Raw genomic sequence first — 16,761 nt, 5'->3', positions numbered from 1 at the left:
TTATGCCGGTAGATAGATGACGAACGTAGCACCTTCGCCGGGGTTGCTGAATGCGGTGATGGCTCCGCCGTGGTTGGAAACGACTTTCTCACAAATAGCCAGTCCTATTCCCGTACCCGCGTATTCGGTACGTCCGTGCAGACGCTGGAACACCTGAAAGATGCGGTCGACGTATTTTTCGTCAAAACCAATCCCGTTATCGGTGACTCGAATGCAGTGATACGTTGCACTGTATCGCGCAGGCTTTATGGCGGCAGGTAGCTCCGTTGTAGGTACCTGGTTCACTTTAATCTGGATATGCGGAACCAGGCCAGGTTTCTGAAATTTAAGTGCATTGCTCAACAGGTTTTGAAATAACTGCCGCAGTTGCGACTCATCGCCCGTTACAGTCGGAAGTTGCTCAAACTCAATACGTGCATTCGACTGTGCGATGACCACTTCCAGATTGTCTATGACGTCGGCAACAACCTGATTGAGTGGGACGGGAGCCGCTGTTTCCTGACGTACCGAAATCCGGGAAAATGTCAGTAAGTCTTTAATTAACAACGACATACGGCTGGCAGCCATCTGCATCCGTTCCAGATACGAAATTCCTTCGCCCAACTGCTCTACGTACTGGCTCTTCAGAATATCGCCAAACGACTGAATCTTACGTAACGGCTCCTGCAAATCGTGGCTGGCGATGTAGGCAAACTTCTCCAGATTCTCGTTCGAGCGACGGAGGTCGTGGTTCGAGGCCGTCAACTGTTCCGTTCGGGCCTGTATCTGTTGTTCCAGACTGGTGGCCAGTTCCTCAATTTCTTTTCGGATAAGTACCTGTTCCGTTACGTCGACGGCCATATTCAGGATAGCGTACACCTGGCCATCCGCATTTGTCAAAGGCTTGTAGGTGAAATTGAAATAATACGTACCCAGCTTACCGTCAACCACTAAATCGGCTCGTGCCTCCTGCGTGTGGTAGGCAACTCCAGTCGTATATACTTCATCGAGAAGTTGGAGAAACGGTTGGCCTTTCAGTTCAGGGATAGCTTTGTGCAAGGGCTTTCCAATAATCGATTTATTCTTACCCCATAACTTGAGCATGGCCTCGTTCGGCATTTCAATAATGAGGTCCTGGCCCCGGTAGATGGCGGTAGCAACGGGAGCTTCGGCAATCAGGTCACGGAATCGCTGTTCGCTCTTCTGCAAAGCAGTTTTGGCGGCAACCTGGGTAGTTACCTCGGTGGCAACGACCATAACGCCGGTAATTTCGCCATCGTCGCGTAAAGGAGCGTAAACAAAATTGAAATATCCATCTTCCAATTGCCCGTTTCGATGTAAGCGGGCGAGGGTTTCGGTACCATAATGAGAAATGCCTGAATCATAAACACTTTCCATTAATTCGATGAAACCCTGTCCCTTCAGTTCGGGTAGTGCTTCAATAAGCGGCAGTCCGATGATGGATGGATCTTTTCCCCATATCGCCAGCATGGCCGTATTGGCCATTTCGACGTTCATGCTACGTCCGTCCATAACGCTTATGGCCACTGGCGCCTGCATGACCATGTTACGGAACCGTTCTTCAGTAGCCCGCAGTTTGGCTTCGGCTTCAATACGTTCCGTAATATCGTACGAAATAATAACCATGCCCTCGGCTTCATTCTGCGAATCGTCCAGGCGCGTTACGTTCATTTGCACCCAACGATACGTTCCGTCTTTGCAGATGTACCGTTTAACCAGATTGAAGAAAGCACGTTTCCCCTGGGCAACTTCCTTAAATAGTTTATGGTTGTACGCCCGATCGTCGGGGTGAGTTAGTTGAATGCTATTTAGCGAGCGAAGTTCTTCGGCCGAATAACCCAGCAAAAGCGTGTAAGCTTCATTGACCAGCGAAAAATTGGCCTGTCGATCCGTAAAAGCCATCCCGACCGACGTATTGGCAAAGGCAATGGAAAAGCGCTCTTCCATCTCCCGGAGGGCTCGATTTTTTTCTTTCTGATCGGTAATGTCGAGAGCAATGCCCGAAAATGAAACGGCTTTTCCGGCCGTATTGAAGATGTACTGTCCAAGTACTTTAATCCAGTGATGCGAGCCATCGCCCCAGATAAACCGAACTTCATAACTGATGATACCGTTACGTGCCCCATCTTTATAAGCTTTATTGCGTATGGCGCGATCGTCGGGGTGAACGTAGTCGACAAGGGTGTTTCGGGTTAGTCCCGTTTTTGCTTCCCCTGTCATGATGCGGGCCAGGGTAGGCGAGTATACGAGGTCGTCGGTATCCAAATCGACTGAAAACGAGCCTGCTCCTGAACCTTCCAGGGCCATTCTTGCCTGTTGTTCCGACAAATCGGTTTTCTCGCGAGCTTCAACTTCAGTGGTAATATCCTGCGCTACTCCCGAAAAACGGTGCGCCTGGCCATGCTCATCGAAGTGAGTTTGTCCAATAAAACGTACCCAGCGCAGTTGTCCATCGTTTACGCCGATGGTCCGGAAACGCATATCGTAACTTCCGCCAGATTTGATATTTAGTGCCCATTGTACAGCATTATTGACCCGGTCTTTATCTTCCGGATGAATGAAATCCAGACTTTGGTTATACGAAATTGAATCTTCGTGACGTAAACCTACCAGTTCCTGACATCGGGCATCCCAACTTACCACGCCCGATTTTGGATCTAAATCCCAGGTGCCTAATTGCGCTGATTGGAGGGCGAATCGCAGCCGTGCTTCACTCTCATCGCGTGCTTTCTGCAAGGCAACCCGTTCGGAGATGTCCTGCATGGCGCCAACCATCCGCACGGCCTTTCCGTCGCGATGCAACACGTAACCCCGGTCGAAAACCGTGGCGTAGGTTCCATCAACCCGGCTGAACCGGTATTCGTCACTCCAGTTGGCTCCACCGCTGTCGATGATCTCATGGATTGACTTCAGAACACGCTGTTGATCGTCGGGATGAATGCGCTCATACCAGGACTCAGGTCCACTCGTCGGACGGTTGTGATTATGACCAAACAGAGTAAAGAAACCTTCATTCCACCAGACGGTATTCGTTTCTAGATCCCAGTTCCAGACGGCATCGCGGGTTGCTTTGGCGAGCAGGTCAAATAAGTCGCTGGTTATTACAGAGTCGGTATTCAAGGGTTTTTCACTACGTTAAAATGGGTTAATAAATTAGTGCGCGTATTCGAGTAGCTCAAACCGGTTGCCGAACGGATCCCGGAAGAAAAACCGATCGCGTCCGTCGATAACCGACGAATACTCAATAGCGATACCTTTTTGTTCTAACGATTGTCGTGCCACAGTTAAGTTAGTGATTTCGAATGCGGGATGCCGCTTTGAAAAATTACCGCCCGCTTCTTCGCGAATGTGTAACTCAATGTCGCCTAGCTGAAACCACATAGCTCCGTCGGGGTGATTACCCGGAATTTCAGGCAGTTCCAGTACGTCGGTATAAAAAGCACGGGCATCAGACGTAGCACCGATGGGAATGCAGATAAGAAAGTGGTCTACCCGTTTGAACGCAATCATGGGGGGAGTTTACAGTTTTCTGTTGATACGTATTGTGTTTTAGTGTGGTCAGATTTAAGCATCTGATCACACTAAAAATCCTTTCAATAAAAAGTTGGTGGTGGATTCAGCGTTAGATTCTGCCGCTGGTGCCAGTACGGGTAAATAGGTGGTACGTCGCTGGCAGCATCCAGTTTCTGAAGCTGTTCGGTTGTCAGATTCCAGCCAACGGCTTCAAGATTTTGCGTCAATTGCTCTTCGTTACGTGCGCCTATCACGATACTCGAAACGGTAGGGCGTTGCAGCACCCAGTTAATAGCGACCTGTGCTATCGATTTTCCGGTCTCGTTGGCCAATTCCTCCAACGTATCAGTAATGTTGAAAAACGTTTCTTCAGGCACGACCGCCTGTGGTACAGGGCTACCTCCTTCAACGACACGGCCTTCAGTTGGAGCCGGTTTGTTACGTCCGTATTTACCACCCAGTCGACCACCCGCCAACGGGCTCCAGACCAGCGCACCAACGCGTTGGTCGATACCTAACGGCATTAGTTCCCATTCGTATTCCCGGTTCGCCAATGAATAATATACCTGATGCGCTACGTAGCGATTCCAGCCGTATTTCTCGGAAATTGCCAGCGACTTCATGAGGTGCCAACCTGAAAAATTCGAACAGGCAACGTAGCGCACTTTGCCGCTTTGCACCAGATCGTCGAGTGTACGTAGCGTTTCTTCGATGGGTGTTACGCCGTCGAAACCGTGCATGTGGTAAATGTCGATATAATCGGTTTGAAGCCGTTTAAGGCTGCTTTCGCATTGACGTAGCAGATGAAACCTCGATGAACCCTGGTTATTGGGGCCTTCGCCAAACGTAAACGTAGCCTTGGTCGAAATGAGGGCTTTATCGCGTTTGCCGACCAGCGCTTTCCCCAGAATTTCTTCCGACAGACCATCTGAATACACATCTGCCGTATCGAACAGATTGACGCCTGCATCGAGGCAAATATCGACTAGTCTCGTAGCTTCATCGGTTTGGGTAGTTCCCCAGGCCTTAAAAAATTTTGTGCCGCCCCCAAACGTAGCGGTTCCAAAACTCAGCACCGGTACCTTGAGTCCCGATGCTCCCAATTGTCTGTACTCCATAATTCAAAATTCAGGTCTATTTTACCGCAAAGTAAGTAGAATCGGTAACAGAATTAGTGCCACAAAGTCACTAACCCGCCCGACTTCCCTTGCAATGGGTCGGTTTTGGGAATTGGTACGTTGGCTATGTTCTTATCGGCTTGTGGCCGTTCGCCGGATTCGCCACGTAGCAGGTCATAATCGCGGCCATCCGGGTATGCGCCGACTACGCCAAAATCGGATGATGATTCCAGTTTTTTATGACCAACCCCCGCCGGAATCACGATGATGTCTCCTGCCGCTACGTTCACTTTTTTACCTTGTTCACCGCCTAGTTGCAACGTAGCAAAACCGCTGTAAACGCCCAGTACTTCATGCGTGATGCTGTGGTAATGATGATACGTAAAAACGCCATTTCGCCAGGAATTCGTCCAATTGTTGGCGGCAAATCGTTCTTCCAGCCACGTAGCACCGGCTCCGCCCGTTTCTGAAAACGCTTTTCGGTAGAGCAGGAGCGGGTATTTGCTGTTCGGGATTCGGCCGTTGTCGGCGAAAGATAAGGTTTCGGGCGGTTTCTGTTCTGATAACATCGCGGTAAGAAATAAAGCAAATGAGAGACTTGCAAGCCCTAAAAAAACAATTCGACGTAGTGGCATAACCAGGTGATAATTAATACGTTGTTACGTAACCGTAAACTCAAAAGTTCTTTCTAAAATAGCTGATAATCACTACGTTTAACCACTTAATTTATGCATCGGTTACGTATTACTCTAGCTAATTATGAAAACGTGGAAAACTACTCTCGTATGGTTGCTGATGGGCGCTACGTTACCGGCCACGGCTCAGTTTTTACCTGTTCCGTACTACGTATCACGCGTAAAAGACATTTACGCCGGTTCTGAGAGTTCCTACGTATCGGGCGATGGCGCTACGGCGGCCGTTATTGGCGGAACACTGGTTTTTGCCGCCGAAACGAGCGCAAACGGTGCCGAACTCTGGAAATCGGATGGCACAGCAGCTAATACTATTCTGCTCAAAAACATCAATACGTCTGGTTCATCTACCCCCGATTGGTTAACCACTGTCAACGGAACGGTGTTTTTCGCGGCCACGGGACCAGCGGGCCGGGAGCTGTATAAAACAGACGGAACGGCCGCCGGAACCGTATTGGTCAAAGATATTAACCCGTCGGGAAGTTCGAACCCAACGCGGATGACCAACGTAAATGGTACGTTGTTTTTTGCCGCCGATAATGGTGTCAACGGACAGGAGTTCTGGAAATCGGATGGTACGTCGGCAGGAACAGTTATGCTGAAAGACATTAATCCTACCGGCAATTCCCTACCCGTGTATAACCGTAAGATGCAGGTAATCGGCAGTACTGCGTATTTCGTGGCTGACGATGGCGTTACTGGTATAGAGCTATGGAAATCAGATGGTACGTCGGCGGGAACGCAACTGGTGAAAGACCTGAATCCATCCAACGGCGAAAGCAGTATTTTTGAATTGACCGTCATGAACGGGCTGCTCTACTTTGGCGCAAACAATGGTGTGAATGGCACCGAACTCTGGAAGTCGGATGGTACGTCGGCCGGGACGGTGATGGTGAAAGATCTGGTGCCTGGGAGTGGTAGCGCCCAGCCAGCCGGTTACGCGGTAATGAACGGACAGCTGTATTTCCGGGCTCATGTAGGCGGAGATGTCGAACTCTGGAAGACGGACGGTACGGACGCTGGTACGGTGCTGATCAAGAACATTCATCCAACGGGGACTTCGTTTCCTATATACATGACGGCGGTGAACAACAAGGTATTTTTTGCGGCTACAACCGCTGCTTATGGTACTGAACTCTGGATGTCGGACGGTACGTCGGCGGGTACTACGTTGGTGAAAGACGTAACGCCGGGTAGTGCCAGTGTAGCCATGAACGCCTTTACGGCAATCGGCAATCGGTTATTTTTTTACTGTCGCGAGCCCTGGAAGTCGGATGGTACGTCGGCAGGTACGACCATGCTGAAAGAAATCAACCCAAACGCTACGTCTGGTGCAGCAGGATTTATTGGGATGGGCAGCAGCGTGTTTTTCTGGGCGTGGGATGGCAGTTCGGGAATGGAACTTTATAAATATGCTCCCTGTACGTATTGCCCTTACCTACGCGAATCCGTCACTGACGAATCTGAACCGAAATTGCTGGTATCGGTATTGAAAAATCCAGTTCGTGAGTCAGCTACGGTTTCTGTCAGTGGAACTGCCGGAAAACCGCTTACTCTACAACTCGTAACGACGCAGGGCCAATTACTCGATCTGCGCCAGATTAACAACCCCGCTACTGCCGAACGTGTTACGTTCGACCTGAGCCATTTGCCGCCTGGGTCGCTGGTACTACGTGCCACGGCTAATGAACAGACGCAATCGGTACGAATCCTGAAAACGGACTGACGAAAGGGTTAAATTTTCAGGCATAAGCTCGTAAATGAGCGTTTTTGTCATGCTGACGAAGCCGGGCCGCCGGAGCGGAAGCATCTTAATGTTTCCTAACCTAAGAGTGAAGATATTTTAAGATGCTTCGTGCCTCAGCATGACAAAAACGATTCGATTACTGTCAGATAACTGCTACGTTTGGCCTACATTTTATCCGGATTCTGAATAACGTAACAACGTCTTTTGTCTACTCCATCGAACAAGTAGACACTTTGTTTTCTGAAAAAAATAGGGCTGCGGGTATTATTTATTGTACTTTTGAGACCCACCCGCCGTACGCTGATTCATACTGGAATGATTCTCTTATCCGTTCAGATGATTCATTTAATGGCTCAGGTGTGGGAAGTACTTGATTGATTATAAGTGCAATAACCCACAACCTTTTCCTGTTTCATGCAACAAAAAATCCGCCGTGAAGACGCGCTTGCGTATCATGCCAAAGGGCGTCCCGGTAAACTGGAAGTCATTCCCACAAAAGAATATAGTACCCAGACTGATTTGTCGCTGGCTTACTCGCCGGGCGTGGCAGAACCTTGTTTAGCCATCGCCGAAAATCGCGAAGATGTGTATAAATACACGGCCAAAGGCAATCTGGTGGCGGTTATCAGCAATGGTACTGCCGTACTGGGATTAGGCGATATTGGGCCCGAAGCCAGCAAACCCGTGATGGAGGGGAAAGGGTTGCTTTTCAAGATTTACGCCGACATCGATGTGTTTGATATTGAACTCGATACCAAAGACGTCGATGAATTTGTGCGTATGGTGAAGATTCTGGAGCCAACTTTTGGCGGGGTCAATCTGGAGGATATCAAAGCACCTGAATGTTTCGCCATTGAAGAGCGTCTGAAAAAGGAGCTGAACATTCCGATCATGCACGACGACCAGCACGGCACGGCCATTATTTCGGCGGCTGCGCTGCTTAATGCGCTCGACATTGTGGGTAAAAAAATTGAAGACGCCAAAATTCTGGTCAACGGGGCGGGCGCGTCGGCGATTTCGTGCACCAAGCTCTACGTATCACTCGGCGCGAACGTCGACAACGTAGTGATGTGCGACAGCAAAGGCGTGATACGTGCCGACCGTACCGACCTTGATGAACGAAAAAGCCTGTTCGCTACCAAACGCGACCTCAATACGTTGGAAGAAGCCTTTGTTGGCGCCGACGTATTTATTGGGTTATCGAAAGGAAATACGGTAAGTCAGGATATGGTACGTTCGATGGCCGAAAATCCGATTGTGTTCGCGATGGCCAATCCGACGCCCGAAATCAGTTACGAAGATGCTACGTCTGCCCGGCCCGACGTAATCATGGCGACAGGCCGTTCCGACTATCCAAATCAGGTCAACAACGTACTGGGTTTTCCGTACATTTTCCGGGGAGCTTTGGACGTGCGGGCCACCGAAATCAACGAAGCCATGAAATTGGCGGCCGTTCACGCGTTGGCCGACATGGCGAAAAAGCCCGTTCCTGATCTGGTGAATATGGCCTACGGAACCGACAATTTGCTCTACGGCAAAGGCTACATCATTCCGAAACCCGTTGATCCCCGACTGCTTGAAACGGTAGCTCCAGCGGTGGCGAAAGCCGCTATGGAATCGGGCGTGGCGAAACAACCCATCACCGACTGGGAAGCCTACGAAAGCCAGCTCGCCCGGCGGTTGGGGCAGGATACACGTATATCGCGGGTCATTAACAACAAGGCACGCACCAATCCAAAGCGGGTTGTTTTTGCCGATGCTGAAAACCTGAAAGTGCTGAAAGCGGCTCAGCAAGTAAGAGATGGTGGCATTGCGCATCCTATTCTGTTGGGCGAAAGTTCGGTTATCCAGGAAATGATTGCTCACAATAACCTGGATTTACATGATGTTCCCATCATTACACCCCGGAAAGAACAGGAATTGATTGAGCAGTTCGGTGAATTGCTCTACAAAAAACGACATCGGAAAGGACTTACCGCAGCCGACGCCCGCAAACGGATGTTGTCGCGCACCCACTTTGGGGCGATGATGGTCGAAACAGGTCAGGCCGACGCACTGATTTCGGGATTGACGCACAACTACCCCGATACCATTCGCCCCGCGCTGCAAGTGATTGGCAAAGAGCCGGGTGTGCGGAAGGTAGCCGGGATGTATATTCTGCTGACCAATCGCGGACCGCTGTTTTTCTCCGATACGACGGTCAACATGAACCCGACGGCCGAGGAGATTGTCGAGATTACTGAACTGACCGCCCGCGCCGTCGAGCGTTTTAATATCAAGCCACGTATCGCCCTGGTAACATACTCCAATTTTGGTAGTGCCAGTGGTGAAGATGCCGACAAGATGCTGCTGGCGGCCGAAATGCTACAGGCCAAACACCCCGACATGATTGTGGATGGGTCAATGCAGGCGCACCTGGCGTTTAACGTCGATCTGCTACGTCAGAATTATCCGCTCAGCAAACTGGTTGATGAAGGGGCCAATACGTTGATTTTCCCGAACTTATCGGCAGCTAACATTGCCTACAACCTCATGCGCGAAGCTGCCGGCCCACGAGCCGCCGGTTTCGACGTAATAGGGCCAATTCTGCTTGGAATGCGGAAGCCCGTCTACGTACTACAATTGGGTTCGTCGGAACGGGAGATTGTAAACATGGTAGCCATTGCTGTTGTAGAAGCGCAGGCCACTACGTAGTGAAGTGCAAACTTGCGACGCTGTTTTTGTCATGCTGAGGAACGAAGCATCTTAAAATATCCTCACTCTTTTGGCAGGAACCCTTAAGATGCTTCGTTCCTCAGCATGACAAAATCACGCATTTTGAGGTTGCGTCCGAAAGTCTAAACGGTCTCTTCATTAAACCTCCCGACAGCGTAAGTTTTCGGGAGGTTTTTCTTTTACCAAATGACCAACTCGAAAAGGATTTTGGCCGAAACGAATAAGCCACTTCACGGATATAATCCCATATTGCAACCGGCTAATTACCAGTAGATTTCTATCTATTATTTGTCCACCCTCTATCAAGTAAACAATAGTGATGAAAATATTAGTAGTCGATGACGAAACACAGATTCAGCCCCTGTTTATGCAGCGATTCCGGCACGAAATCAGTCGGGGAGAAATCAGCCTGACGTTTGCTCAGTCGGGTGAAGAGGCTCTGGTCAAGCTGGAAGATTCGGGCGTTATTCTGATCCTGTCCGACATCAATATGCCGGGTATGAGTGGTCTGGAACTGCTACGTCGCATTCGGGGTACACATCCCCAGCGGCCGCCTACCGTTGTGATGCTCACCGCTTATGGGGATAGCAATAACCGGGAACAGGCGCAACGGTATGGGGCTGATGATTTTCTGACCAAACCCATTGATTTTACCTTCCTCAAACAAAAGTTAGCCGAATTCACCGGCAGCTGACCCAACCTTATCCACACGCCATGACGACAAAGATTTTGGTGGTCGATGACGAAGTAAGTATTCAACTGCTGATGAAACAACGCTTCCGGCATCGTATTCAGGCGGGCGAGTATGCGTTTCTGTTTGCCACCAGCGGACAGGAAGCCCTGACGGTTATTCATCAGGAGCCGGATATCGACGTATTGCTGCTCGATATCAACATGCCCGATATGAGCGGTCTGGCTGTGCTGGCGCAGCTGCACGATCTGGTGCCGGTTACACAGGCGGTCATGGTGTCGGCGTATGGCGATATGGACAATGTGCGGGCTGCTATGAACCGGGGTGCATTTGATTTCGTGATGAAACCCATCAATTTCAAGGACTTGGAATTGACGATTGAAAAAACGGTACGTCATGTCAGTCAGCTACGGGAATCGATACGTGCCAAAGCCGTGGCCGATCTCAAAGCCCGCTTTTTCGACAACATCACGCATGAATTTCGAACGCCCCTGTCGCTGATCATCTCCCCGGTGGAGGCTATGCTTCAGGAGAGTCAGTATCAGGGAACGATCCGACGCAATCTGCTTACCGTTCGCCGGAATGCCCATCAGCTTCTGCACTTGATCAACCAACTTCTCGACCTAGCCCGACTCGAATCCGACAGCCTGCCGATTGTGGAATCGCGGGGCGACGTAGTGGCTTTTCTGGCGCAGGTGGTCGATTCCTTTCAGCATTTTGTCGAACAGAAAGGGCTGATGTTGACCTTTTTGGCGAACGTACTGGAGCATGAAAGTCTGTTCGATACCGACAAATGGCAAAAAATTCTGACAAACCTGCTGTCGAATGCCGTAAAATTTACGCCAGAAGGGGGCCAGATCAAGGTGAATAGCCAGATTGGCCCATCTGAATTGACATTGACCGTCACTGACACAGGTATCGGGATTGCCGATGAACACCTGCCTCATATTTTTGACCGGTTTTATCAGGCCGATACGTCCCTGACACGGGCGTATGAAGGATCGGGCATTGGGCTAGCGCTGGCTTATGAATTAGCCCGTCGACTTGGTGGGCAGTTGACGGTGGTCAGCGTGCTGGGCGTTGGTACTACGTTTACGGCCAAAATTCCAATTCGGTCTGTGTCCGATAACGTAGCACCTACTACGTCTACGCACATTCCGCTTGAGCCTACTCCCTTTGACGTGGTTTTTGCGCCTGCTGGAACCGCGCAGTTGCCATTTGCGGATTCCGGCCAGCCGGTGATTTTGCTGGTCGAAGACAATACGGAGCTGCTTACGTTCATGAAGGAATCGTTGGCCGACCAATATCATATTCTTACTGCCACCAATGGACGTAGTGGATTGGAAATAGCGAGACAGGAGTTGCCTGATATTGTCGTTTCGGACGTAATGATGCCCGAAATGGATGGCTATCAATTGACCGATTTCCTGAAGCAGGATCCAGGTACTGACCACATTGCTATCATTCTTCTGACGGCCCGGACCGCCGTTGAGAGCCGTCGGGAGGGACTGGAGAAAGGGGCCGACGATTATCTGACCAAACCATTTGACTTACAGGAACTTCGACTTCGACTTCGTAACCTTATTACTCGCCAGCAAAAATTACGTGGCTATTACCAAAAGCAATTTGGCGATACCCTTGCTACGTCCTCTCCGGCGGACGAAACGCATACCCCAACGGCGCAGGATGTATTTCTGGCCAAACTGAATGGCATTGTGGAGAATCATCTGGATGATTCGACGTTCCGGGCTGAGTTGCTGGCCGAAGCCGTAGCCATGAGTCTTCGTACACTGACTCGCAAACTTACTACGTTGGCAGGCGTAAGTCCAGCGCGATTCATTCGGCTGTACCGACTTCAGCGGGCCACCGAGTTGCTACGTGCCGGACACCCGGTTTCTGAAACGGCCTATATGGTTGGTTTTGAACATCCGGCCAATTTTTCGACTGCATTTAAAGAAGTATTTCGACAAACGCCATCGGAATTTATTGGCTTATAATCAGTTATGTCTTTCACTACGTTTTCCTGATACTATGATAAATCGGCTATACCTGTTCCTGCTGCTCTTTAGCCTAACGATTTCGGAATGCTGGGGGCAAGCGTCTCCTAATTTTATTCCCCCACCGGGCTTATCGCTCGATAAAGGGTGGAAATGGCAATCGGGCGACAATCCCAATTGGGCGAGACCAGATTTTAATGATTCAGCCTGGGAATCTATTGACCCAACTCAGGACCTCATGGACATACCTCAGTTCTGGAAAACCAACGTAGGCTGGTTACGAATTCGATTTAGAGTAGATAGTGTAACGACTACTAAATCGCTGGCTATGCTGGTAGAGCAGAACGGTGCTTCCGAAATTTATTTGAATGGACGCCTGCTTGGGCGTTTTGGTGAAATAAGCGATGAAAACGGAGAGGTAAGGGCAGCATCTACGCCTATTGGTACTTTTTTAGGTACACCTATTCGTAACGCGGGAGAGCAGGTACTAGCCGTACGGTTTGCTATTCAAAAGAATATACCCTACATCGAATTTGTCGGACAAAAGAATAAAGCACTGTCGCTTCTAATAACCGATTCCACAAACATCAATTTCTTTCGGCGAAATGACGTCCGTGCCCCGCTCGACTATTTTAAATTTGGCTTTTTCTTACTGCTCGCTATTACTCACTTAGCCTTATTTTATTTCGACAAGTCAAGTAAGTCAAATCTATATTTTTTTCTATCAACCGTTAGTTTCGCTGGCAATTCGATTTTGTTGGCCCTTGTTTACTATTATGCCCAAAGTGCAAGCTCCAAAATGGGATTTCTTATTGCCGGAAGTCTTCTTTACGTGATAGCTGGTATCTTTTTTCTGACAGCAGTTTACACCATATTTAATCAGCGCAAAGGGATTATCTATTGGACTCTACTAATTTATTGGTTCATAAGTATAATACTCCTATTTATCCAGTATCACAACAGCTACAATTGGGGGATTAATCTGCTTGGCTTTTTAACCATGACAGAATGTGCTCGTGTAACGTTTCTGAGTGCTCGACGTAAGCAACGGGGCGCTACAATTATCGTTTGGGGATGCATACTTTTTATTGTATTCTATTCGCTTTGGGCATCCATTTTATTTAAAATTTTGCCGGCTGGTCCAGCCTGGATGTATGGCCACCTAGCCTTTAATATTGGTTATTTAAGCCTACCCGTTTCCATTTCCATCTATCTGGCTCTGGAAGCTTCATTCAACAGTCGCAGCCTGGCCCAAAAACTCGTTGAGGTTCAACAGCTATCCACCGAAAAGCAGCAGATTCTGGCTAGTCAAAATGAAACTCTCGAACAGCAGGTCAATGAACGTACCGCTCAACTAAACCAATCGCTGACCAATCTCAAAACCACTCAGAATCAACTCATCCAGAAAGAAAAGCTGGCCAGCCTGGGCGAACTTACCGCTGGCATCGCCCACGAGATTCAGAATCCCCTCAACTTCGTCAACAACTTCGCTGAAGTCTCCGTCGAACTGGCCGATGAACTCCACCAGAGCGTCGAAGACGAGGACAAGCCCCTTAGTCAGGAGTTGGCCGGTGATCTGCGCCAGAACATGCAACTCATTGCTCAGAATGGTCAGCGGGCTTCCAGCATCGTGCGGGCCATGCTCGAACACTCCAGCAGCTCAACCGGTGAACGCCATCTGACCGATCTTGCTACGTTGGTGGAGGAATATCTGAAGCTGGCCTATCATGGTTTTCGGGCCAAGCATGACGGCTTTACTGCTACGTTGAAAACGGATATGGCAATGGATTTACCAATGATAGACGTAGTGGTGGGCGACATGGGCCGGGTGCTGTTGAACCTGTTCAACAACGCTTTCTATGCCCTCCATCAGCGTGTGATTGGGGAACCTAGTGCTGCGTCATCGTCGGGGGAGTATGCTCCTGCTATTGAAGTAAGTACGCGTAAACAAGGCAAACAGGTGGAGTTGCGAGTTATGGACAACGGGCTAGGTATCCCGGTTGCGATTCAGGGGAAGGTATTTCAGCCTTTTTTCACCACCAAACCGACGGGACAGGGAACGGGTTTGGGGTTGTCGCTGAGTTATGACATCATCACCAAAGGACATGGAGGAGAGATGTGGGTGGAGAGTCAGGAAGGGCAGGGCACTACGTTTATTATGCTAATACCAATTAACTGATTTATACCAAATGCGACTCTTTTTTGTCCTTAATCTGCTTCTGATTTTGCCTAAATTATCAATAGCGCAGAAAAATTTTGATTATGTCGAAATGCAAAAAATGTCATTCGATAGCTTGAATGTACGACGACATCAGGCGAACAATGATACGTTACGTATGGATGCCTACAGAAGGCTTGGCTTTTATCATGCAGAGATTAATAGAGATAGTGCTATATATTATGGTCAACTACAACTACAATTAGCAAAAAAAATGAAGCAACTTTTTTGGGAAGGCTTGGCTCTGAGTCATATTGGGTATGTTTACTATAAAAAGGAAAACTATCCAACTGCAATAAAATATTTTTTGAAAGCACAGTTAATATTGGAAAATGTTGATACTGAAAAAAATATATGGGGTTTGTTAAAAAATGAAAGCCCTAAAAAGACTCGTTTACGATTTCTATCAGGGTTATTGAATAATTTAGCTATTTTAAACGGTGCTATTGGTAATCTTGATAAACAGTTACTGCTTCTTAATCAAATATATAGCTATGCAAGTAGTGTACAGGATAATCTCGCCTTATCAGTAAGTGCTATGAATATAGGCCGAGTCTATTTTAGAAAAAATAAGTTAGATTCTGCACTTCTTTTTGAAAAAAAGGCGCTGCATTTTGCTGACGTATCAGATTATACTAAATATAAAGGAGGAATCTTATCTTCAATCGGTGAGATTTATAATAAAAAAAGTAATTACAGTTTATCGAAAAATTATTATCAGCAGGCGTTACGTATCAGTAAGTACCAGCGGAACTTTCAAAACATAGGAGAAACCTATTTGGGTTTTGCTACTATGTATAGGAATGTTGGACAGATTGATTCGAGTATTTATTATACAAGACAAGGCTTGTCTATATATAATGATCTGCATTTACAAACGGGGATATTAATTGCCTATATGTCATTCTATTTAACATATAAAAAACAAAAAAGTATTGATAGTGCTTTCTATTATCTGGATAAAGTAACGCCTTTGAAAGATAGCTTAGCTAATAATGAAAATGAAAAACTCAGGCAGGTACTAAATATTACGTTTGATGATCAACTTCGACTGGAAGAATTAGAAAAAGAGCGAATTCAGAGCCAAAATAAACTTAGAATGTATGCTATGCTGGCGGGCTTGGCTGCCATTTTGATCATTGCGTTCATTCTTTACCGGGGTAATCGGCAAAAGCAAAAAGCCAACGTTCTCTTAAATCAGCAAAACGACCAAATCCATCGAACGCTGACCCAACTCAAAACCACTCAGAATCAACTCATCCAGAAAGAAAAACTGGCCTCCCTAGGTGAACTTACCGCTGGCATCGCCCACGAAATCCAGAATCCCCTCAATTTCGTTAACAACTTCGCTGAAGTCTCTGTCGAGTTGGCCGACGAACTCCATCAAAGCGTTGCCGACGAGGACAAACCGCTCGCCCAGGAGCTGGCCGCTGACCTGCGGCAGAATATGCAGCTCATTGCTCAGAACGGCCAACGTGCCTCCAGCATCGTTAGAGCCATGCTCGAACATTCCAGACCCAGCTCTGATGTACGACAACATACTGACCTGAATGCGCTGGCGGATGAATATTTGAAGCTGGCTTATCATGGCTTTCGGGTGAAGCACAACGACTTCACCGCTACGTTGCAAACCGACTTTGCGGCCGATTTGCCTTTGGTAGACGTGGTGGTGGGCGATATTGGTCGGGTACTGCTGAATCTGTTCAATAACGCTTTCTACGCGCTGCACCAACGTGAACTTACCGAACGTAGTGCTACGTCCCAGGAATATAAGCCCGTTATTGTGGTGAGTACGTATCAGCAAGGCAAACAGGTGGAGTTGCGGGTGAAGGACAACGGCATGGGTATTCCGGTGGGTATTCAAGGAAAGGTGTTTCAACCGTTTTTCACCACCAAGCCAACTGGTCAGGGAACGGGGTTGGGGCTGTCACTGAGTTATGACATTATCACTAAGGGGCATGGTGGCGAGATGTGGGTGGAGAGTCAGGAGGGCAAGGGTACTACGTTTGTTGTTACGTTGCCTGCTCATTCCTGACGAGGTTAATCTACCAAAAATAACGTAGTGGTGGC

Annotated in this window: 10 protein-coding genes; 6 read left to right on the top strand and 4 right to left on the bottom strand. The window is 48.4% G+C overall.

Annotated features, from left to right (window positions below):
• The 4 genes from IC229_RS14025 to IC229_RS14010 all read right to left on the bottom strand — a co-directional run bounded on the left by IC229_RS14025 (position 1) and on the right by IC229_RS14010 (position 5,200).
• Entirely contained in the window at positions 1-3,120 is a 3,120-nt protein-coding gene (locus IC229_RS14025; protein WP_190887620.1) for a PAS domain-containing sensor histidine kinase, read from the bottom strand.
• A gap of 33 nt (positions 3,121-3,153) precedes the next feature.
• Positions 3,154-3,510, bottom strand: coding sequence for a VOC family protein (locus IC229_RS14020; RefSeq protein ID WP_190887619.1), 357 nt, complete (start codon positions 3,508-3,510; stop codon positions 3,154-3,156).
• Between the two features lie 83 nt (positions 3,511-3,593).
• A complete protein-coding gene (locus IC229_RS14015) occupies positions 3,594-4,631 on the bottom strand; it encodes an aldo/keto reductase (protein ID WP_190887618.1) in 1,038 nt (345 codons plus the stop codon).
• Positions 4,632-4,684: 53 nt separating this feature from the next.
• On the bottom strand, positions 4,685-5,200 hold the full coding sequence (locus IC229_RS14010; RefSeq protein ID WP_190887617.1) for a cupin: 516 nt from the start codon (positions 5,198-5,200) through the stop codon (positions 4,685-4,687).
• Between the two features lie 190 nt (positions 5,201-5,390).
• On the opposite strand from IC229_RS14010, the gene IC229_RS14005 reads away from it, so the two are divergent.
• From IC229_RS14005 to IC229_RS13980, 6 genes are all read left to right on the top strand, one after another.
• Positions 5,391-7,049, top strand: a complete 1,659-nt coding sequence (locus IC229_RS14005; RefSeq protein WP_190887616.1) for an ELWxxDGT repeat protein — start codon at positions 5,391-5,393, stop codon at positions 7,047-7,049.
• Between the two features lie 435 nt (positions 7,050-7,484).
• Positions 7,485-9,764 (top strand): NADP-dependent malic enzyme, encoded by a 2,280-nt coding sequence (locus IC229_RS14000; RefSeq protein WP_190887615.1) that lies wholly within the window; start codon positions 7,485-7,487, stop codon positions 9,762-9,764.
• A 340-nt stretch (positions 9,765-10,104) separates the two neighbouring features.
• Positions 10,105-10,479: a response regulator gene (locus IC229_RS13995; RefSeq protein WP_190887614.1), complete on the top strand. Its 375-nt coding sequence runs from the start codon at positions 10,105-10,107 to the stop codon at positions 10,477-10,479.
• Positions 10,480-10,499: 20 nt separating this feature from the next.
• Positions 10,500-12,473, top strand: coding sequence for a response regulator (locus IC229_RS13990; protein WP_190887613.1), 1,974 nt, complete (start codon positions 10,500-10,502; stop codon positions 12,471-12,473).
• Positions 12,474-12,507: 34 nt separating this feature from the next.
• On the top strand, positions 12,508-14,652 hold the full coding sequence (locus tag IC229_RS13985) for a sensor histidine kinase (RefSeq protein ID WP_190887612.1): 2,145 nt from the start codon (positions 12,508-12,510) through the stop codon (positions 14,650-14,652).
• 10 nt (positions 14,653-14,662) lie between these two features.
• Positions 14,663-16,726, top strand: a complete 2,064-nt coding sequence (locus IC229_RS13980; protein WP_190887611.1) for an ATP-binding protein — start codon at positions 14,663-14,665, stop codon at positions 16,724-16,726.
• The last annotated feature ends 35 nt before the right edge of the window (positions 16,727-16,761 follow it).

This window comes from Spirosoma profusum (assembly GCF_014699005.1).
GTDB classification, from domain to species: Bacteria; Bacteroidota; Bacteroidia; order Cytophagales; family Spirosomataceae; genus Spirosoma; species Spirosoma profusum.
The sequence above is the reverse complement of the archived record's forward strand: the minus strand, read 5'-3'. Positions and strand labels throughout refer to the sequence as shown.